The sequence below is a fragment of the Stenotrophomonas sp. SY1 genome (assembly GCF_021202945.1).
In the GTDB taxonomy this organism is placed as follows: Bacteria; Pseudomonadota; Gammaproteobacteria; order Xanthomonadales; family Xanthomonadaceae; genus Stenotrophomonas.
The window spans coordinates 2,038,284-2,055,642 of record NZ_JAJOYR010000001.1; the positions used below are offsets into that span (position 1 = coordinate 2,038,284).

The 17,359-nt window shown below is 64.4% G+C and carries 13 protein-coding genes and 1 pseudogene; 11 read left to right on the top strand and 3 right to left on the bottom strand.

Features of this window, described 5'->3' with window-relative positions; translation table 11 throughout:
• Positions 1–22 precede the first annotated feature (22 nt).
• Together LR961_RS08605 and upp are read right to left on the bottom strand one after the other, a co-directional pair.
• Positions 23–754, bottom strand: coding sequence for a DUF3011 domain-containing protein (locus LR961_RS08605; RefSeq protein WP_232148246.1), 732 nt, complete (start codon positions 752–754; stop codon positions 23–25).
• Positions 755–1,089: 335 nt separating this feature from the next.
• Positions 1,090–1,722, bottom strand: a complete 633-nt coding sequence (gene upp, locus LR961_RS08610) for a uracil phosphoribosyltransferase (RefSeq protein WP_232148248.1) — start codon at positions 1,720–1,722, stop codon at positions 1,090–1,092.
• Between the two features lie 149 nt (positions 1,723–1,871).
• On the opposite strand from upp, the gene LR961_RS08615 reads away from it, so the two are divergent.
• From LR961_RS08615 to LR961_RS08640, 6 genes are all read left to right on the top strand, one after another.
• A complete protein-coding gene (locus tag LR961_RS08615; protein ID WP_232148250.1) occupies positions 1,872–4,436 on the top strand; it encodes a TonB-dependent receptor in 2,565 nt (854 codons plus the stop codon).
• The gene (locus tag LR961_RS08620; RefSeq protein ID WP_232148252.1) at positions 4,433–5,542 is read left to right on the top strand and encodes a phytase; all 1,110 of its coding nucleotides are present in this window, start codon (positions 4,433–4,435) and stop codon (positions 5,540–5,542) included. Before LR961_RS08615 ends, LR961_RS08620 begins: the two co-directional genes overlap by 4 nt.
• Before the next feature lie 38 nt (positions 5,543–5,580).
• Positions 5,581–6,912, top strand: a complete 1,332-nt coding sequence (locus LR961_RS08625) for a metallophosphoesterase family protein (RefSeq protein WP_232148254.1) — start codon at positions 5,581–5,583, stop codon at positions 6,910–6,912.
• Between the two features lie 6 nt (positions 6,913–6,918).
• On the top strand, positions 6,919–7,530 hold the full coding sequence (locus tag LR961_RS08630) for an inorganic diphosphatase (RefSeq protein ID WP_232148256.1): 612 nt from the start codon (positions 6,919–6,921) through the stop codon (positions 7,528–7,530).
• A 218-nt stretch (positions 7,531–7,748) separates the two neighbouring features.
• Positions 7,749–8,261, top strand: a complete 513-nt coding sequence (locus LR961_RS08635; RefSeq protein WP_232148258.1) for a hypothetical protein — start codon at positions 7,749–7,751, stop codon at positions 8,259–8,261.
• 237 nt (positions 8,262–8,498) lie between these two features.
• A complete protein-coding gene (locus tag LR961_RS08640; RefSeq protein ID WP_232148259.1) occupies positions 8,499–8,999 on the top strand; it encodes a hypothetical protein in 501 nt (166 codons plus the stop codon).
• A 153-nt stretch (positions 9,000–9,152) separates the two neighbouring features.
• Here the strand turns inward: LR961_RS08640 and LR961_RS08645 are convergent.
• Positions 9,153–10,097 (bottom strand): annotated as a pseudogene (locus tag LR961_RS08645) (LysR family transcriptional regulator); the annotation flags it as partial.
• Positions 10,098–10,221: 124 nt separating this feature from the next.
• On the opposite strand from LR961_RS08645, the gene LR961_RS08650 reads away from it, so the two are divergent.
• From LR961_RS08650 to LR961_RS08670, 5 genes are all read left to right on the top strand, one after another.
• A complete protein-coding gene (locus LR961_RS08650) occupies positions 10,222–10,449 on the top strand; it encodes a hypothetical protein (protein ID WP_232148261.1) in 228 nt (75 codons plus the stop codon).
• Between the two features lie 160 nt (positions 10,450–10,609).
• Positions 10,610–11,818, top strand: a complete 1,209-nt coding sequence (locus LR961_RS08655; protein ID WP_232148263.1) for an efflux RND transporter periplasmic adaptor subunit — start codon at positions 10,610–10,612, stop codon at positions 11,816–11,818.
• Positions 11,819–11,928: 110 nt separating this feature from the next.
• The gene (locus LR961_RS08660) at positions 11,929–15,099 is read left to right on the top strand and encodes a multidrug efflux RND transporter permease subunit (protein ID WP_232148265.1); all 3,171 of its coding nucleotides are present in this window, start codon (positions 11,929–11,931) and stop codon (positions 15,097–15,099) included.
• Between the two features lie 102 nt (positions 15,100–15,201).
• Positions 15,202–15,933, top strand: a complete 732-nt coding sequence (locus LR961_RS08665) for an SDR family oxidoreductase (protein ID WP_232149293.1) — start codon at positions 15,202–15,204, stop codon at positions 15,931–15,933.
• Complete coding sequence (locus LR961_RS08670) at positions 15,927–17,342, top strand: TolC family protein (RefSeq protein ID WP_232148267.1); 1,416 nt, start codon at positions 15,927–15,929, stop codon at positions 17,340–17,342. The genes LR961_RS08665 and LR961_RS08670 overlap by 7 nt, the downstream gene beginning before the upstream one ends.
• Positions 17,343–17,359: the final 17 nt, after the last annotated feature.

A 17,359-nucleotide genomic window follows, 5' to 3' on the forward strand; every position in this document is an offset into this window, starting at 1 on the left:
GGACCGTTGTTGGAAATTGCGATCAGTTCTTCTGGAATACCGCGCGGCAGCCGTTTTCCACCCAGACTGCATGCTTGGACAGACCCCAGCTGCTGCCTTCGGTGCAGGGGGAATGGCTCAGCTGCCGGACCACGCGCACCGCACCGGCGGTATCCATCGGGCACTCGACGCGTTGATTGCCCTTGGATTCGCAGGTCACCTCGGGATTGCCACCGGAGTAGCCCCGGTAGCTGGTGCGGCTGTCATGATCGCGAACGCCGGACTGGTAGCCCTGCTGATAGCTGGAGTTGCTGTGGGTGTCGTAGGACTGGTTGTAGAGCCCGTCGCGGTAGCCACGCTCGAAGTCGGCCTCGTTACGGCTGTCGCCGTCATGGTTGTCGTCGTCGTGATGGTGCGACTTGTGGGCGATGGCAGCGACACCGAGGATCGCCGCCGCTGCAACCAGCGCCGCGGCGGCGTTGCTGTTGCTGCTGCCGCTGTTGTTCTGCTGCGGCTGCTGGCCGCAATCAACGGGCGAGCTGGTCACCACCGAGGCCACCTTGTTGCGCTCGGAATGCACGATGACGCACTGCTGCTTGTCGGCATTCCACCAGTACTCATAACCGCTGCCATCGTTGGATTGCTGGCGATAGCCGCGGTTGAGCAACTGGCCCTGGCTCCAGCTTGTGTCCTGGTAGTTCAGGTCCGACAGCTCAATGGCTGCGTTCTGCGCCCAGGCGCCGGAAGCGGCCACCAGGAGGGAGAGGGCGAGCATTCCACCCAAGCGTCTGCGTTTGCCTTTCATGTGAGTCCCTGAGTGCAGTGGCCCACCCGGCGCTACTGGTGGTGACCGATACGATGAGATGCAGTACTCCGCGCGCCCGCGGAAGTCTTCGACGAATGCCAGTCGGAACAGGGGCTGGTGGACCGATGTAGGACTTGTGCGGAGCCTACGCCTGTTCCATCAGTGGACAGCGCCTGTCCGCTGCGCCTTTTTGTCGCAGCGGGCAGGCCGGCTAATGAAATAGACGGAAACGTGATTGCCGCGTGAGGATGAGGCAATCGGCAACGGCCTGGCATCGATCAGCAAATGCCGGCCGATGCCGAGGCTCAGACCACGCGGGTACCGAAGATGCGGTCGCCGGCATCGCCAAGGCCTGGGAGGATGTAGGCCTTGTCGTTGAGCCGCTCGTCGATGGCGGCGGTGAAGATTTCCACGTCCGGATGGGCGGCTTCGACTGCCTGCAGACCCTCGGGAGCGGCGACCAGGAAGATGCCCTTGATGCGACGGGCACCGGCCCGCTTGAGCATGTCGATGGTGGCGATCAGGGTGCCGCCGGTGGCCAGCATCGGGTCGAGGATCAGGGCGTCGCGCTCCTCCAATCGCCCGGTCAGGCGTTCGAAATAAGGCACGGCCTCCAGGGTTTCCTCGTCGCGCTGCAGGCCGACCACGCTCACGCGTGCGGCGGGGATCAGCGACAAAACACCGCTGAGCATGCCCAGGCCGGCACGCAGGATCGGCACCACGGTGATTTTTGCACCGGCGATGCGCTGCACCTGCACCGGGCCGGCCCAGCCCTTCATGGTGTGGCTTTCGGTCTCCAGGTCGGCGGTGGCCTCGTAGGCCAACAGGGTGCCCAGTTCGTTGACCACCTCGCGGAAATCCTTGGTGCTCATGGTTGGATCGCGCAGCAGACCGATCTTGTGTTGGACCAGGGGGTGGCGGACTTCGACGATTTTCATGGGCTGGTCATTGCGGGAGAGAGCGCACATTTTAGCGCCGTCGCGGGCCGTGGCCGCACCATTGCAACAATGCCGCCCCGCGATTGTCACGCGGTAGCAACCCAACGGAAATACCGTCCGCACCCATCCTTTACACAGTCATGGGGGCAATGGTGCGCAAGAGCGTCTTGGTGGTTGCGGTAACGACGGCGGTGGCCTGCATGGCTGCGGCACCGGCTGGGGCGCAACAGAACGCGCCGGACGCTTCGACAGTGGCGATGGCTGCCGCCGGGGCGGTGGAGCTGGAGCGCATCGAGGTACGACCGCAGTTGGAAGCGCAGACCCGCGCGGTGGAGCTCAAGCGTGATGCCAGCGCAATCCAGGACGCGGTTGCCTCCGACTCCATGGGCGACTACCCGGACATGAACGTGGCCGAGTCGTTGCAGCGCCTGCCGGGCGTCAGCGTCACCCGCGACCAGGGCGAAGGCCGCTTCGTGGTGATCCGTGGCCTGGATGCGGCGTTGAACAGCGTCAGCATCGACGGCATCGCCGTGGGCACACCGGAAGATTCCTCGCGTTCGGCACCGCTGGACGTGATCCCCACCGATTCGACCGAGCGACTGCGGGTGATCAAGTCGGCCACGCCGGACATGTCCGGTGATGCCATCGGCGGCACCGTGGTGGTGGAGTCGGCCTCGGCATTCGACCGCGAAGGCCGCTCGATCAAGGGCAAGATCGAAGCCAGCCACCAGCAGCTCTCGGGTGAGACCAGCCCGAAGGGTGCATTCAACTACAGCGAAGTGTTCAACGACACCTTCGGCGTCGCGCTGGGTTTGAACTACCAGAAGCGCACGTTCGAATCGGACAACACCGAAGTTGCCTACGACAGCTTCGATGGTGGCGCAGAGGATGACCTGGTCGCGGTGGAGATGCAGCGCCGCAAGTACACCATCGAGCGCAAGCGCATGGGCGCGAACCTCAATCTGGATTGGCGTCCGAACGAGGACAACAGCTATTACCTGCGCACCCTGTACAGCCAGTTCGACGACGCCGAGACCCGCCAGCGGACCGTGTTCGGCCTCGGCGACGGCACCATCAGTGCCCTGGGCGATGGCCGCTACCAGGTCGATGAGCTGCCGTCCGATGCTATCAGCAAGCGCATGCGCTACCGCACCAAGGAGGAGAACACCTTCGCGGCCAGCCTTGGCGGTGAGAACCGCCTGGCCAATGCGGTGCTGGACTATCGTCTGGGATATACCAAGACCCGCGAGCGGGTGAACGACGAGATGGAGACGCGCTTCGAGTACGACGGCGACGACCTGTCGGGCACCATCGACCAGAACAGCGGCATCCCCGGGCTGAGCCTGAGCGATGACGGCTGGATGGACAGCGCCAACTACGAATTCGACCGGGTGGTGCTTGCACCCAAGCAGGTCGATGACAGCGAACGCAGTGCGCAGGTCAACATTCGCTTCGACAGCGACCACGCCAGCTACAAGGTCGGCGTGCTGGGCCGCTGGCGCGAGCGCTCGGTGAACGTGGACGAGGCGGAACTGCGCAACGGCCCGGACGTGGACCTCACCAGTTGGAACGGTGAAACACTGGACCACCGTGGCGGTCCGCTGGGGCAGGGCATGAGTTCGGCGGCGATGCGTCGCTGGTGGGCGACCAATGGTGGCCAGTACAGCGCCCGCCCGCAGGACGTGGCCGCCAATACCATGGCCTCGCTGGAAGAGGATTACACCGCCAATGAGGACATCCTGGCCGCCTACGCGATGGGCACCTGGGACATCGGCGCACTGCGCGTGATCGGTGGCGTGCGCGTGGAGAACACCCAGTTCGATGCCACCGGCAACCAGGTGGACGTCGCTGCCGATGGCACCACCATCACCGTCACGCCGCGTACCGCCAGCAGCAGCTACAGCAACGTGCTGCCAGGCCTGCACCTGCGCTACGACACCAACAATGACTGGGTGCTGCGCGGCTCGCTCAACAAGTCGGTGGCACGTCCCTCGTTCGGTGATGTCTCACCGCGCCTGGGCGTGAACCGCGACGACGAGGAAGTGCGTGTCGGCAACCCGCAGCTGGATCCCTACGAGTCCACCAATCTGGATTTCTCGTTCGAGCGTTACCTCGGTGACAGCGGTATCGTCTCGCTGGGCCTGTTCCACAAGGATATCGACGGTTACATCGTGCAGACCATCAGCAACGACGATGCGGAGTACCCGGACTTCGAGGTCACCCGTTCGATCAATGGTGACAAGGCCAAGGTGTTCGGTGCCGAGTTCAACTGGCAGCAGCAGCTGGCATTCCTGCCCGGTGCCTGGAGCGGCCTGCTGGTCGGTGCCAGCGGCACCTGGCTGGATACCGAGTTCGATCCGGGCATAAGTGGCCGCCAGAGCGACGACTTCACCCTGCCGCGTGCCTCGAAGAATGTGTACAGCGCGCATGTCGGCTACGAGTGGGGTGGATTCAGCACGCGCCTGGCCGGGGTGTACCGCAGCGAGTACCTGGACAGCATCGGCGACAGTCGCGCCTACGACATCTACGTGGCACCGCACACGCAGCTGGATTTCAGCCTGGACTACAAGTTCAGCAAGAACGTGAGCCTGTATCTGGAAGCGTCCAACCTGCTCGACGAGCCGCTGGAGCTGTACCAGGGCGTGCGCTCACGCACCCTGCAGAATGAAGAGTACGGCCGTACCTACGCCATCGGCCTGAAGGTGGCCCTGTGAAGGCGGCGCTGCTGGGAAGTGCCGTCGCGCTGCTGCTGACGGCGTGCCATCCGTCGCCCAAAGCGGCACAGCCGCCGAGCGTGGCTGATATCGCCGAAGGCGCCAAGCCGGCACCGGCCGTACGCATCACCGAGGCGTTTCTGACGCCGATGACCCCTGCCGATAACATCGACTCGCCGGCCAGCTGGCGTGCGCCGGATGGCGCCCTGTGGCTGATTGCCACCGCCAAGACCACGGACAAGCTGGTGGTCTACGACGGCCAGACCGGCAGGCATCTGCGCGACGTGGGCAGTACCGGCACCGCAGCAGGGCAGTTCAATCGTCCCAACGGGATTGCGGTGAGTGGCGATCTGCTGTTCGTGGTCGAGCGTGACAACCACCGCGTGCAGGTGCTGCAACTGCCGGACTTCAAGCCGTTGGGCGTGTTTGCCGGCAATGACCTGCGCAAGCCCTACGGGCTGTGGGTGAACCCGACACAGGGCGGCTACGAGGTGTACGTCACCGACTCCTACCACGATGGCGAAGATGCGGCCGGCAACGACGTTCTGCCGCCGCTGGAACGTTTGAACGAACGCGTGCGGCGTTACCACGTCACGCTCGGCGGCGACGGCGTGCAGGCAAAGCTGGTGCGCAGCATCGGTGACACCTCGCCCAAGGGTGCGTTGCGCGTGGTCGAGTCGATCTGGGGCGATCCGGCGAATGATCGCCTGCTGGTGGCCGAAGAAGACGAAGCCTACGCCAGCGAGATCAAGGTCTACACGCTGGCCGGCGACTTCACCGGGACCACGTTCGGCAACGGCGTGTTCAAGGCGCAGGCCGAAGGCGTGATGCTGCGCACCTGTGGCGACGGTGGCTGGTGGATCACCACCGAACAGGGCAAGCAGCGCAGCGTGTTCCATCTGTTCGACCGCAGGACGCTGGCGCATGTGGGCGCGTTCCATGGCGACACGGTGGCCAACACCGACGGCATCTGGAACAGCCAGCAGGCATCGGCACGTTTCCCGCAGGGCGCGTTGTACGCGGTGCATGACGATCAGGGCGTGGTGGCCTTCGATTGGCGTGACATCGCCAAGGCATTGTCGTTGCCGCAGGACTGCGCGCTGTGATTTCCAGGGGTAAGAGGCAGTGGCTGCTGTTGGCGGCCATGATGGTTGCGGCCGGAGCGGTGGGGGCCGCTCCGGTCGCGGAGCCGAACACGCAGGTGCCGGCGGGGAGCCGGCATTACGCGGCCAGCAGCTTCCCGGATCGCATCGTTGCTTCGCCTGCACAGGACGCCGGCAGCGGTTTCGCCGTGGCCTGGCGCACCGCGCCGTTGCCGTTCGTGCCGCGATTGGAACTGGCCATTGCCGGCGATTCGCCGGACATGGGCCAGGTGCAGCAGCTGACCGCACGCAGCCGCGCCCTGCAAAGCGAGAACGGCTCTTCGCAGCACCATCGCGTCGACCTCACCGGACTGTTGCCGGATACGCTCTATGCCTATCGCGTGCAGGGCCAGGACACCTGGAGCGCGTGGCATCACTTCCGTACCGCTGCATCGGCCGACCAGCCGCTGACCCTGCTTTACTTCGGGGACACCCAGAACAAGAACCTCAGCCATGTCAGCCGGGTGATCCGCCAGGGCTGGCAGACGGCACCGGACGCACGACTGGCCTTGTTCGCAGGCGATCTGGTCAGTGGTGGTGACGGCCAGGATGACAGTGAGTGGGGTGAATGGTTTGCCGCCGCCGGCGCGCTGTTGCCGGGCATGGCGGTGGCACCGGCTGCGGGCAACCACGAGTACTTCGAGGAATTCGAGGACACACCGCAGGAGCGCCGCGTGCTGGGCGGGCATTGGCCGGTGAGTTTCGCGTTGCCGGGCAACGGTGCCGCCAATGCGACCAGCACCACGTACTGGTTCGACTACCAGGCCGTGCGCGTGGTGGTGCTCGATGGCACCTCGGCCCTGGATCTGGGGACGGCGCGGACGCAGGCCAAGTGGCTGGACGGCGTGCTGGCCGCAAGTCGCCAACCCTGGAACATCGTGGTGGTGCACCAGCCGCTGTATCCGCTGCGTGCCGAGCGCGACAACACCGTGCTGGCCGAGCAGGTGCAGCCGGTGTTGCGCCGACATCATGTTGATCTGGTGCTGCAGGGCCACGATCACACCTATGGCCGGCGTGGCGATGATCGCGGCGCACTGCCGCAGTACATCTCCTCGGTGGCCGGCCCCAAGCAATACCGCCTCTCGGCGCAGGCGCGGGCGACGATGCAACCGGTGGCCGAGGACACGCAGCTGTTCCAGGTGCTGCGTATCCACCAGGGCCGCCTGCATTACGAAGCGCGCACCGCAACCGGGCGCTTGTACGACGCCTTCCAGATCAGCCGCGACGACGCGGGCAAAAAGCAGTTCAGCGAACTGCGCGAGGGCCGCATCGGCCAGCGGGATTGCCCGCGTGCGGCATCGCCCAAGGGCCGCGACGATCGTTGCTGGGAGTGATCACACATGCGCATGAACACATTGCTGATGGCGATGATGGTGGCGTTGCTGCCGTGGGCGGCTAACGCCGCCGATGGCGTGCTGCATCCGTTCCAGCTGCCACAACCGGCGGATGCTCCGGCCGAAGTGCTGCTGGCCGTGGAGATCCCGGCCGGTGGCGCCATCAAGTACGAACTTGGCAAGGACGGCGAACTGCGTGTGGATCGGTTCCTGTCCATGCCGGTGGCTTACCCGGCCAACTACGGGTCGATGCCGCGCACCCTGGCCGGCGATGGTGATCCACTCGACGCGTTGGTCCTGACCCGCTTCCCGGTGCAGGCCGGTGCCGTGATCCGCTTCCGTCCGCTGGGCGTGCTGCGCATGGTTGATCGCGGCCAGGCCGACGAGAAGGTCATCGGCGTGCCGGTGGATGCGGTCGATCCAACCTATCGCGACATGCGCAGCCTGGACGATGTACCGGCGATGGAGCGGCAGCGTATCGAAGCGTTCTTCCGCACGTACAAGCAGTTGCCCGGTGGCGGTGACATCCAGCTCAATGGCTGGGGCGATGCGGAAGAGGCGCGTCAGGTGATCAGGACGTCGCTCGACAAGTACCGGGCAACGCCGGCGGGCCACTGACAAGAGCTGGCGCGCCCACTTTCTGCGGCGCTGGCGAAGGCACTCTTCAGCCCGGGGGGCATAGGCCGAAGCGTGTCTATCGCCAACGGTTGCTACGATATGCCGTGGTCAACGCCGGCAGTTGCCTTGGAGGCAATCTGCTTTGTTCGTTGCCTTAAGCATGTAAGGGGGTACGTGTGCGTGCAGGTGTTGTATCGGTCAGGAGCATCTTCGCCCTGATGTTGCTGGGGGCAGCCACAACTGCGATGGCGCTGCCTCCGCGCGAAGAGGAACAGGTAAACGCCAGTGAAGTGATCTTCATCGCCGGCAAGCCCCATGTCGATCTGGGCGAGGGCGTGCTCGAGCCCCTGCGCACGCGTCGTGCCGACGGGCAGACGATCTACTACCGATGGGTCCGTTACGACCAGGAGTTTGGCTACGTTGCCGAGCCGCCGCCCAAGCCCAAGGCGGGCGACGAACTGCCGTACACGTGGGGTGTGGCGGCGGATGCACGGCCGTACTACTCCCCTTTCAACGCGGTCATTGAGACTCGTATAGCCGGCGATTTCGACGGCTGGGAAGGAAATTCCGCGTTCACGATGGAGAATGGACAGGTCTGGCAGCAGACCGACGGCAGGACCGCGCGAACCCGGATGCAGCATCCCCGCGTCTATCTGTTTCGGCAGAACGGGTACTACGAGATGCGGGTTGAAGGCATGCGGGATTCCATAAGGGTGCGGCGCGAGCGCTGAGGCCGAAAGTGACGCCCGGTTGGAAACCGGGCAGGGAAGCGGCCGGGTTTACGTCCCGCATTGGCGGCCCGTCTATACTCGCCCTGCCTGTCGACCACGGGGGCCAGGGGATGTTGATGGCCAGAGGGCTCGAGGCAATGGCGGCCATTGAAGAGGGCTCCCAGTGGAAGATATTGCTTGTTTCAGTAGCCCGGCAATGTGCTGCGATGCCGGCTGTCATCACGGAGGATAGTTTTCATGCATGCAGGTAAAGCTTTGATGGGGCTCGGTGTGGCGCTTGTGTTGGCGGCGTTTGCATCGGTTGCCAATGGCGCCCCTCCGCTGGAACAGGAGATCGTCAACCCGAGCGAGGTGCTGTTCGAAGGTGGGCAGGCGTATGCCGATGCCGGCGATGGCAGGCTCGAGCGGCTGCACAGCCGCAAACAGGACGGCGAGACCGTCTATTACCGTCTTGTGCGTTACGACAACGAGTTCGGCTACCTGGACAGTGCCGGTTCGGCGCCGGTCGCGCAGCGCAGCAGCAATGGCAGCAACGGTAGCCTGGGCGCTACGCCTTATCGCTACGAGGGTTCGGGCCTGGACCGTCCGGATTTCTATAACAGTCCATACAACCGCGATGCACGCCAACGCTATTGGGGGCCGGGTTACTTCGGTAGCTGCAGCCGCTATGACGGCTGCCGCGAAGTGCAGTACGTGCCTCTGGTTCCGGTTGTCCCGGTCTACCGCCCGGGTTACTGAGCTGGGCGATGTCTCGATGAAAAACGGCGGCCATTGGCCGCCGTTCTCATGTGCGCATGGGAGATCGCGGGCCTATCAGTTGCTGAACACTTCCAGCACACGGCCGTTGGGCAGTTCGAGTCCACGCTGCGGACAGATATAGGGCTCCATGTCGGCCAGACGCTTGGCGTTGGGGCACTGCAGCAGCATGTAGTTGACGTCGAAGTTGAGCTTGTCGACCAGGAAGTCGATGAATGCGCGGACCTTCGGTGACACCATCCCGCCGCCAGCGAACACGGCGTTGAAGTCGTAATCCGGGCCGGTCCAGCCCGCCAGCACGCGGCGCAGCATGCCCGATTCGATGAACGGTTTGGCCATGACATCGCTGCTCAGCATCAAGCCTTCGCCAGCTACCAGCATGGTGTTCAGTGCAGAGGGGTCGTTGGCGACCACCAGCGGATTGACCACGAATTCCTGCATCTGGCCACCGGCTTCGGCCAACGACCAGACGAAACGATGGTTCTGGCTCTGCTGTTTGCGCACCGCGAGCGTGCGGTGATATTGCAGCTCTTCCGGATGGCGCGGCTCGCCGTAGCGATGGATGTAGCTGGGGCTTGCGAACACCTGCGTGCGCAGGCTGCCGAGTTTGCGCGCGACCAGGTTGGAGTCGGGCAGGGGGCCGATGCGCAGCGCCATGTCCACTTCACCGGAGATCAGGTCGAGCATCTCGTTGCCAAGGTGCATGTCCACGCGGATTTCCGGGTACTGCTCCTGGAACTGGCCAAGCAGCGGGGCGATCCAGCTGGTGCCCACCGAATAGGGGACGGTGAAACGCAGCCAGCCGCGTGGGCCGGACTGCAGCTGGCTGACCGCGCTTTCGGCCTGCTCCAGTTCACGGGCGATGCGCTGGCAGTGCTCGTAGTAGACCGTGCCGGCCTCGGTAAGGCCAAGGCGGCGGGTGGTCCGATGCAGCAGGCGTGCACCGAGCCGGGCTTCCAGTTCCTGCACCTTGCGGCTGACCGTGGTCTTGGGGTGGCCGAGCAGACGGGCGGCGGCGGTGAAGCTGCCCTGTTCGACCACTTTCACGAAGATCAGGGTGTCGTTGAGATCGTTGGCCATGGGGGGACTCGTGCGGCAGCGGGATTGTGCCGGCGACGGGATGATTATTCCCTTCAATTCGTACTAATCAAGTACGGGTTACAGGACTACTGTGTCGCACTCCGCTTTGACCGGACTTGCAGCCATGCGCCTGCGCCACCTTCCCACGTTCCGCCAGACCCGCCGCCACACGGCGGTTTCCGGTAACGGCTATTTCCGTTTTGCCCCCAACAACCTGAATCCATTGGACTTTGATGCGCGTTTCAGGACGGCTGACGAGGCCTCCGAACGCCCGCATGGCGGCCGTCCGGTACACCGTTGGATGCAGCGCGTGCAGCGCTTTGTCCTGCAGGTGGGAGAAAAATTTCCGTGAGCGGGACACTGAACGGCCCGTCGCACCCTCGTTTGTCGCGGTTCTGGTTGATGCATGCGCAGCACTGCGCGGATTTCCCCCGGAGACGCTGTCCGCAACACGCTCGCAAGTCCGCTTCCCCCGGTTTCCCCGTTTCCACTTTCCCCCATGGATGCATGACATGAACGGTATCTCCATCTCCTCCCGCGTCGTACGACGTGTTGCCACCTTCGGCATCTCGGCGCTCACTCTGGCCGTGCTTGCCGCCTGCAGCGGCGGCCACGCCGAAGAAGCGGGCATGCCGCCGCCCCCGGAAGTCAGTGCCGCGCCGGTGCTGGTCAAGCAGGTCAGCCAGTGGGATGAATTCAGCGGACGCGTGGAGGCAGTGCAGAGCGTCGAGCTGCGACCGCGCGTGTCCGGCTACATCGACAAGGTCAACTTTGTCGAAGGCCAGGAAGTGAAGAAGGGCGACGTACTGTTCCTGATTGACGCGCGTACCTACCAGGCCGAGTACGACCGTGCCAATGCTGACCTCGCACGCGCACGCACGCAGGCAGCTCTGGCCCGCAGCGAATCCGAACGTGCACGGCGCCTGTCCGATCAGCAGGCCATTTCCACCGAGTCGTGGGAACAGAAGCGTTCGGCCGCTGACCAGGCGTCTGCACAGGTGCTGGCGGCCAAGGCGGCGCTGGATTCGGCGGCGCTGAATCTGGAGTTCACCAAGGTGCGTGCGCCGATCACCGGCCGGGCAGGGCGTGCGGTGGTGACGGCGGGCAATCTGGTTACTGCCGGCGATGCGGCCAGCGTGCTGACCACGCTGGTGTCGCTGGATACGGTGCATGTCTACTTCGATGCCGATGAGGCCACGTTCCTGCGCTATGCGCAGATGGCCCGCAAGGGCGAGCGGCCGAGCGAGCGCGACCAGGCCTTGCCGGTGCGGATCGGCCTGAGTGGCGAAGACGGCTTCCCGCATGAAGGCAAGGTCGATTTCCTTGACAACCAGGTGGCGCGCAGCACCGGCACCATCGGGGTGCGCGCCCTGCTCGACAACAGCGAGCGCCAGTTCACGCCGGGGCTGTTCGCCCGCGTGCGTCTGCTTGGGAGCGGTGAGTTCCAGGCCGTTCTGGTGGACGACAAGGCAGTGCTGACCGATCAGGACCGCAAGTATGTGTACGTGGTCGACAAGGACGGCAAGGCGCAGCGCAAGGACGTACAGCTCGGCCGCACTGCTGAAGGGCTGCGCATCGTCGAGCAGGGTCTGGCAGCGGGTGACAAGGTGATCGTCGATGGCGTGCAGAAGGTGTTCATGCCGGGCATGCCGGTGCAGGCAAAGCCGGTGGCAATGCAGGGCCCCGCGCCCGTTGCTGCCAAGACTGCGTCGCTGAACTGATCCGCTGCTTCGTTTGACGCCGGCGCGCGTGCCGGTCATTCGCCTTCGCCCGACTGGGTGAGGGCAGGGTGGCTGTACCTGCGCGCTGGCCTTTCCAAGGAATTTCCCAGATGGATTTTTCGCGTTTCTTCATCGACAGGCCGATCTTCGCGGCGGTGTTGTCGATCGTTATCTTCGCTGCCGGCCTGATCGCCATTCCGATCCTGCCGATCAGTGAATATCCGGACGTGGTGCCGCCTTCGGTGGTGGTACGCACGGTGTATCCGGGTGCCAATCCCAAGGTCATCGCCGAGACAGTGGCCACGCCGCTGGAAGAAGCCATCAACGGCGTCGAAGACATGATGTACCTCAAGTCGGTGGCCGGCTCCGACGGCGTGCTGCAGATGACCATCACCTTCCGCCCCGGTACCGATCCGGATGCGGCAGCGGTGAAGGTGCAGAACCGCGTGGCCCAGGCGCAGGCGCGTCTGCCCGAGGACGTGCGCCGGCAGGGCGTGACCACCCAGAAGCAGTCGCCGACCTTCCTGATGGTCGTGCACCTGACTTCGCCCAAGGGCAAGTACGACACCCTGTACCTGCGCAACTACGCACGCCTGCACGTCAAGGACGCGCTGTCGCGCATCCAGGGCGTGGGTGACGCGCAGATCTTCGGCGGCGGTGACTACGCGATGCGTGCCTGGCTCGATCCTGACCGGGTCGCGTCGCGTGGCTTGACTGCCAGTGACGTGGTTGCGGCCATGCGCGAGCAGAACGTGCAGGTGTCGGCCGGCCAGCTCGGTGCCGAGCCGATGCCCAACAGCCAGTTCCTGACCCTGATCAATGCGCAGGGCCGTCTGCGCAGCGAGAAGGAGTTCGGCGACATCGTGCTCAAGAGCGGTGCCGACGGTGAAGTGGTGCGACTGTCGGACGTGGCCCGTGTGGAACTGGGTGCCGGTGACTACACGCTGCGCTCGCAGCTGGATGGCAAGAACGCGGTGGGCATCGGCATCTTCCAGTCGCCGGGTGCCAACGCACTGGAAATCCGCGATGCGGTGATCGGCACGATGGACGAGATGCAGAAGTCCATGCCGGACGACGTCAAGTACGAGGCGGTGTATGACACCACCATCTTCGTGCGCGATTCGATCAAGGCCGTGGTGACCACGCTGCTGGAAGCCATCGCGCTGGTGGTGCTGGTGGTGATCCTGTTCCTGCAGACCTGGCGCGCGTCGATCATTCCGTTGATCGCGGTGCCGGTGTCGATCGTGGGTACGTTCGCAGCGCTGTACCTGCTGGGCTTCTCGATCAACACGCTGAGCCTGTTCGGATTGGTGCTGGCTATCGGCATCGTGGTCGATGACGCGATCGTGGTGGTGGAGAACGTCGAGCGCAACATCGAGGAAGGCTTGTCGCCGACGGCGGCGGCGCACCAGGCGATGAAGGAAGTATCCGGCCCGATCGTCGCGATCGCGTTGGTGTTGTGTGCGGTGTTCGTGCCGATGGCGTTCCTGTCCGGCGTGACCGGCCAGTTCTACAAGCAGTTCGCAGTGACCATCGCCATCTCGACGGTGATCTCGGCCATCAATTCGCTGACCCTGTCGCCGGCGCTGGCTGCGCGCCTGCTCAAGCCGCACGGTGCGCCGAAGGATGCCCCGACCCGCCTGATCGACCGCTTGTTCGGCTGGGTATTCCGCCCGTTCAACCGCTTCTTCAAGTCCAGCTCGGAAAAGTACGAGCGTGGCGTGTCGAAGATTCTCGGTCGTCGTGGTGCGGTGTTCCTGGTCTATGCGGTGCTGCTGGTCGGCACCGGCGTGATCTTCAAGCTGGTACCGCCGGGTTTCATTCCGACCCAGGACAAGCTGTACCTGATCGCCGGCGTGAAGTTGCCGGAAGGTTCGTCGATCGCACGTACCGATGAAATGCTGCGCAAGGTTGCCAAGATTGCCCAGGAAACCGACGGCGTGGCCCATACCATCTCGTTCCCGGGCCTGAACGCGCTGCAGTTCACCAACACGCCCAACACCGGCGTGGCGTTCATCCCGCTCAAGCCGTTCAATGAGCGCAATGGTCGGACCGCTGCCGAGATCAATGCCGAGATCAACCAGAAGATCGCCGGACTGAAGGAAGGTTTCGCGTTCGCGATGATGCCGCCGCCGATCCTGGGGCTGGGCAACGGCAACGGCTACCAGATGTTCATCGAGGATCGCGGCAATCTCGGCTATGGCGCGTTGCAGAACGCGGTGCAGTCGATGCAGGGTGCGGTGGCACAGACACCGGGCATGGCCTATCCGATCACCAGCTACCAGGCCAACGTGCCGCAGCTGGATGCGGAGGTGGACCGGGTGAAAGCCAAGGCACAAGGCGTGCAGCTGACCGAGTTGTTCGACACGCTGCAGACCTACCTTGGCTCGGCCTATGTCAACGACTTCAACCAGTTTGGCCGTACCTGGCAGGTGATCGCACAGGCCGACGGTCAGTTCCGCGACAGCGTGGAAGACATCGGCAAGCTGCGCACCCGCAATGATCGTGGCGAGATGGTGCCGATCGGTTCGATGGTGACCATCAAGGAAACCTACGGTCCGGACCCGGTGCTGCGCTTCAACGGCTACCCGGCCGCTGACCTGGCTGGCGAGGCGGACCCGCGCATGCTGTCCTCGGCCGAAGCGATGAACAAGCTCACCGAGATTGCCGGCAAGGTGCTGCCGGTGGGCATGGCGACCGAATGGACCGACCTGAGCTACCAGCAGGCCACCCAGGGCAACGCTGCTTTCATCGTGTTCCCGGTGGCGATCCTGCTGGCCTTCCTGGTGCTGGCTGCGCTGTATGAAAGCTGGTCGCTGCCGTTGGCGGTGATCCTGATCGTGCCGATGACGCTGCTGTCGGCCTTGTTCGGCGTGTGGCTGACCGGTGGTGACAACAATGTGTTCGTGCAGGTGGGCCTGGTGGTGTTGATGGGCCTGGCATGCAAGAACGCGATCCTGATCGTCGAGTTCGCCCGTGAGCTGGAGATGGGCGGCAAGGGCATCGTTGAAGCGGCACTGGAAGCCTGCCGTCTGCGTCTGCGTCCGATCGTGATGACTTCCATCGCCTTCATCGCCGGCACCATTCCGCTGGTGCTCTCGCATGGCGCTGGTGCCGAGGTTCGCTCGGTAACAGGCATCACCGTGTTCGCCGGCATGTTGGGCGTGACCCTGTTCGGCCTGTTCCTGACTCCGGTGTTCTATGTCGCGCTGCGCAAGTTCGTCACCCGCAAAGGTGGTGGCAAGCTGGTACAGCATGGCGAGCCGACGATTCACCACTGACGGGCTCTTCCGTTCCGTCATTCCCGTGAAAGCGGGGATGGCGGGCGGGGATAGGCTTCAGGTTGTCGATATCAACTCCCCCATGAGAACAATCAAATGAGCATCCAGAACGAAAAGATCGCCCTGGTCACCGGCGCCACCCGCGGTATCGGCACCGAAACCGTGCGCCAGCTTGCACAGGCCGGGGTGCATACGCTGCTGGCCGGGCGCAAGCGCGAAACTGCGGTCGAGCTGGCGCTGAAGCTGCAGGCCGAAGGTCTTCCGGTGGAAGCGCTGCAACTGGACGTGGCAGACGCAGACAGCATCGCCATCGCCGTCGAGCAGGTGACCCAGCGGCACGGCAAGCTGGACATCCTGGTCAACAATGCCGGCATCCTGGTCGAGAACCCGGCGCTGGCACCTTCGGCGCAGCCGCTGGAAGCCTGGCAGAGCACCTTCGACACCAATGTGTATGCGGTGGTGGCGGTGACCCAGGCGTTCCTGCCGCTGCTGCGCAAATCCAGCGCCGGACGCATCGTCAATGTTTCCAGTGTCCTCGCTTCGCAGACGCTGCATGCCGATCCGGCATCGGACATCTACGATTTCAAGATTCCCGCCTACAACGCCTCCAAGGCGGCCGTGAACAGCTGGACGCTGAGCCTGGCGTACGAGCTGCGCGACACGCCGATCAAGGTCAACGCGGTGCATCCGGGTTACGTGAAAACCGACATGAACGGCGGCGAAGGTGAAATCGGCATCAGTGAAGGCGCGCGTTCCAGCGTGCAGATGTCGCTGATCGATGCCGATGGCCCGAACGGCAGCTTCACGTATCTGGGCGAGGTCCTGCCATGGTGATGCGCGTGTTGACCGCGGCCGTGACCAGCGCACTGCTGGCCGGCTGCATGACGGTAGGTCCGGACTACAAGGCGCCACCGGTCGAGCCGGTCACATTGAGCGGCGTGAGTGAGCCGGTGTTCACCGCTGAATCGCCGGTGGTGGAATGGTGGGGCCAGTTCCAGGACCCGGTGCTGCAGCAATTGGTGCAGACCGCACTGGGCGACAACCTTGATCTATACATCGCCATGGCGCGTGTGCGCGAGGCCCGCGCGGTGTTCTCCGAGCAGCGTCTGGATCAGCTTCCTCACGTGACGGCCGATGGCAGCTACGACCGACGCAAGCAGCCGGACGCCAACCAGAACGGTGAGCGCATCTTCGGTGAGAGCTACCAGGCCGGTTTCGATGCGGGTTGGGAGCTGGATCTGTTCGGGCGCAAGCGTCGCGCAACCGAAGCGGCGCGTGCCGATCTGGGTGCCGAACGCGACAATCTGGCCGATGCACAGATCACCGTGGCGGCGGAGGTGGCGCGCAACTATTTCGAGCTGCGCGGTGCGCAGAAACGCATCGCCGTTGCCAGGCACACTCTGGCCAACGTGCATGAAACACAGTCGTTGACCGAGAAGCGCTGGGAGTTGGGTGCGGGCAGCGAACTGGATGTGCAGAGCAGTCTGGCCAGGTTGAAGGCCATCGAGGCGGACATCCCGTTGCTGGAAGTGGCCGAAGCACAGTCGCGGCGACGTCTGGCGGTGCTGCTGGGCAAGCGCCCGGATGCATTGGATGCACTGCTGCAGCCGCGCAAAGTGCCGGCCTTCACCAGGGCGCTGCCGCTGGGCGACACCAGCAATCTGCTGCGGCAACGTCCGGACGTACGCGCCGCCGAACGGCGACTGGCCGCTGCCACCGCGCGGGTCGGCGTGGCGACGGCGGATATGTTCCCACGCATCAGCCTCAGTGGCTTCGTCGGTTTCCTCTCCGGTGACGCCAGTGGGCTGATCAATGGTGACAACAAGACATGGTCACTGACGCCGTCGATCAGCTGGGCAGCGTTCGACTTCGGTTCGGTCCGTGCCCGACTGCGCGCGAGCAAGGCCCAGGCCGACGGCGTTGCCGCCGAGTACGAGAAGACCGTGCTGCTGGCGCTGGAAGACACCGAGAACGCATTGACGCGTTACGCCAAGGAGCAGGCAAGGCTGGCGCTGGTGGTCGAGCAGGCGCGAGCGGCGCGTCGTGCCGAAGCGCTGGCAAGGGTGCGCTATCAGGAAGGCTCGGAGGATTTCCTGGCCCTGCTGGACGCGCAGCGTAACCAGCTGACTGCCGACGATGCGTTGGCCGACGCCGAGGCAACAGTCAACGTCGCCGCGGTAGCGGTCTACAAGGCGATTGGTGGCGCAAGGCAGTCGGACACGGCGCTGGTCGGGCGTCTTTGATCGCTCCAGGCTCCTCT

Coding starts and splice junctions, on each gene's coding strand:
- LR961_RS08655 (WP_232148263.1), top strand. CDS start 10,610: ATGAACGGTATCTCCATCTCCTCCCGCGTCGTACGACGTGTTGCCACC.
- upp (WP_232148248.1), bottom strand. CDS start 1,722: ATGAAAATCGTCGAAGTCCGCCACCCCCTGGTCCAACACAAGATCGGT.
- LR961_RS08605 (WP_232148246.1), bottom strand. CDS start 754: ATGCTCGCCCTCTCCCTCCTGGTGGCCGCTTCCGGCGCCTGGGCGCAG.
- LR961_RS08650 (WP_232148261.1), top strand. CDS start 10,222: ATGCGCCTGCGCCACCTTCCCACGTTCCGCCAGACCCGCCGCCACACG.
- LR961_RS08635 (WP_232148258.1), top strand. CDS start 7,749: ATGTTGCTGGGGGCAGCCACAACTGCGATGGCGCTGCCTCCGCGCGAA.
- LR961_RS08615 (WP_232148250.1), top strand. CDS start 1,872: ATGGTGCGCAAGAGCGTCTTGGTGGTTGCGGTAACGACGGCGGTGGCC.
- LR961_RS08630 (WP_232148256.1), top strand. CDS start 6,919: ATGCGCATGAACACATTGCTGATGGCGATGATGGTGGCGTTGCTGCCG.
- LR961_RS08640 (WP_232148259.1), top strand. CDS start 8,499: ATGCATGCAGGTAAAGCTTTGATGGGGCTCGGTGTGGCGCTTGTGTTG.
- LR961_RS08670 (WP_232148267.1), top strand. CDS start 15,927: ATGGTGATGCGCGTGTTGACCGCGGCCGTGACCAGCGCACTGCTGGCC.
- LR961_RS08660 (WP_232148265.1), top strand. CDS start 11,929: ATGGATTTTTCGCGTTTCTTCATCGACAGGCCGATCTTCGCGGCGGTG.
- LR961_RS08625 (WP_232148254.1), top strand. CDS start 5,581: ATGATGGTTGCGGCCGGAGCGGTGGGGGCCGCTCCGGTCGCGGAGCCG.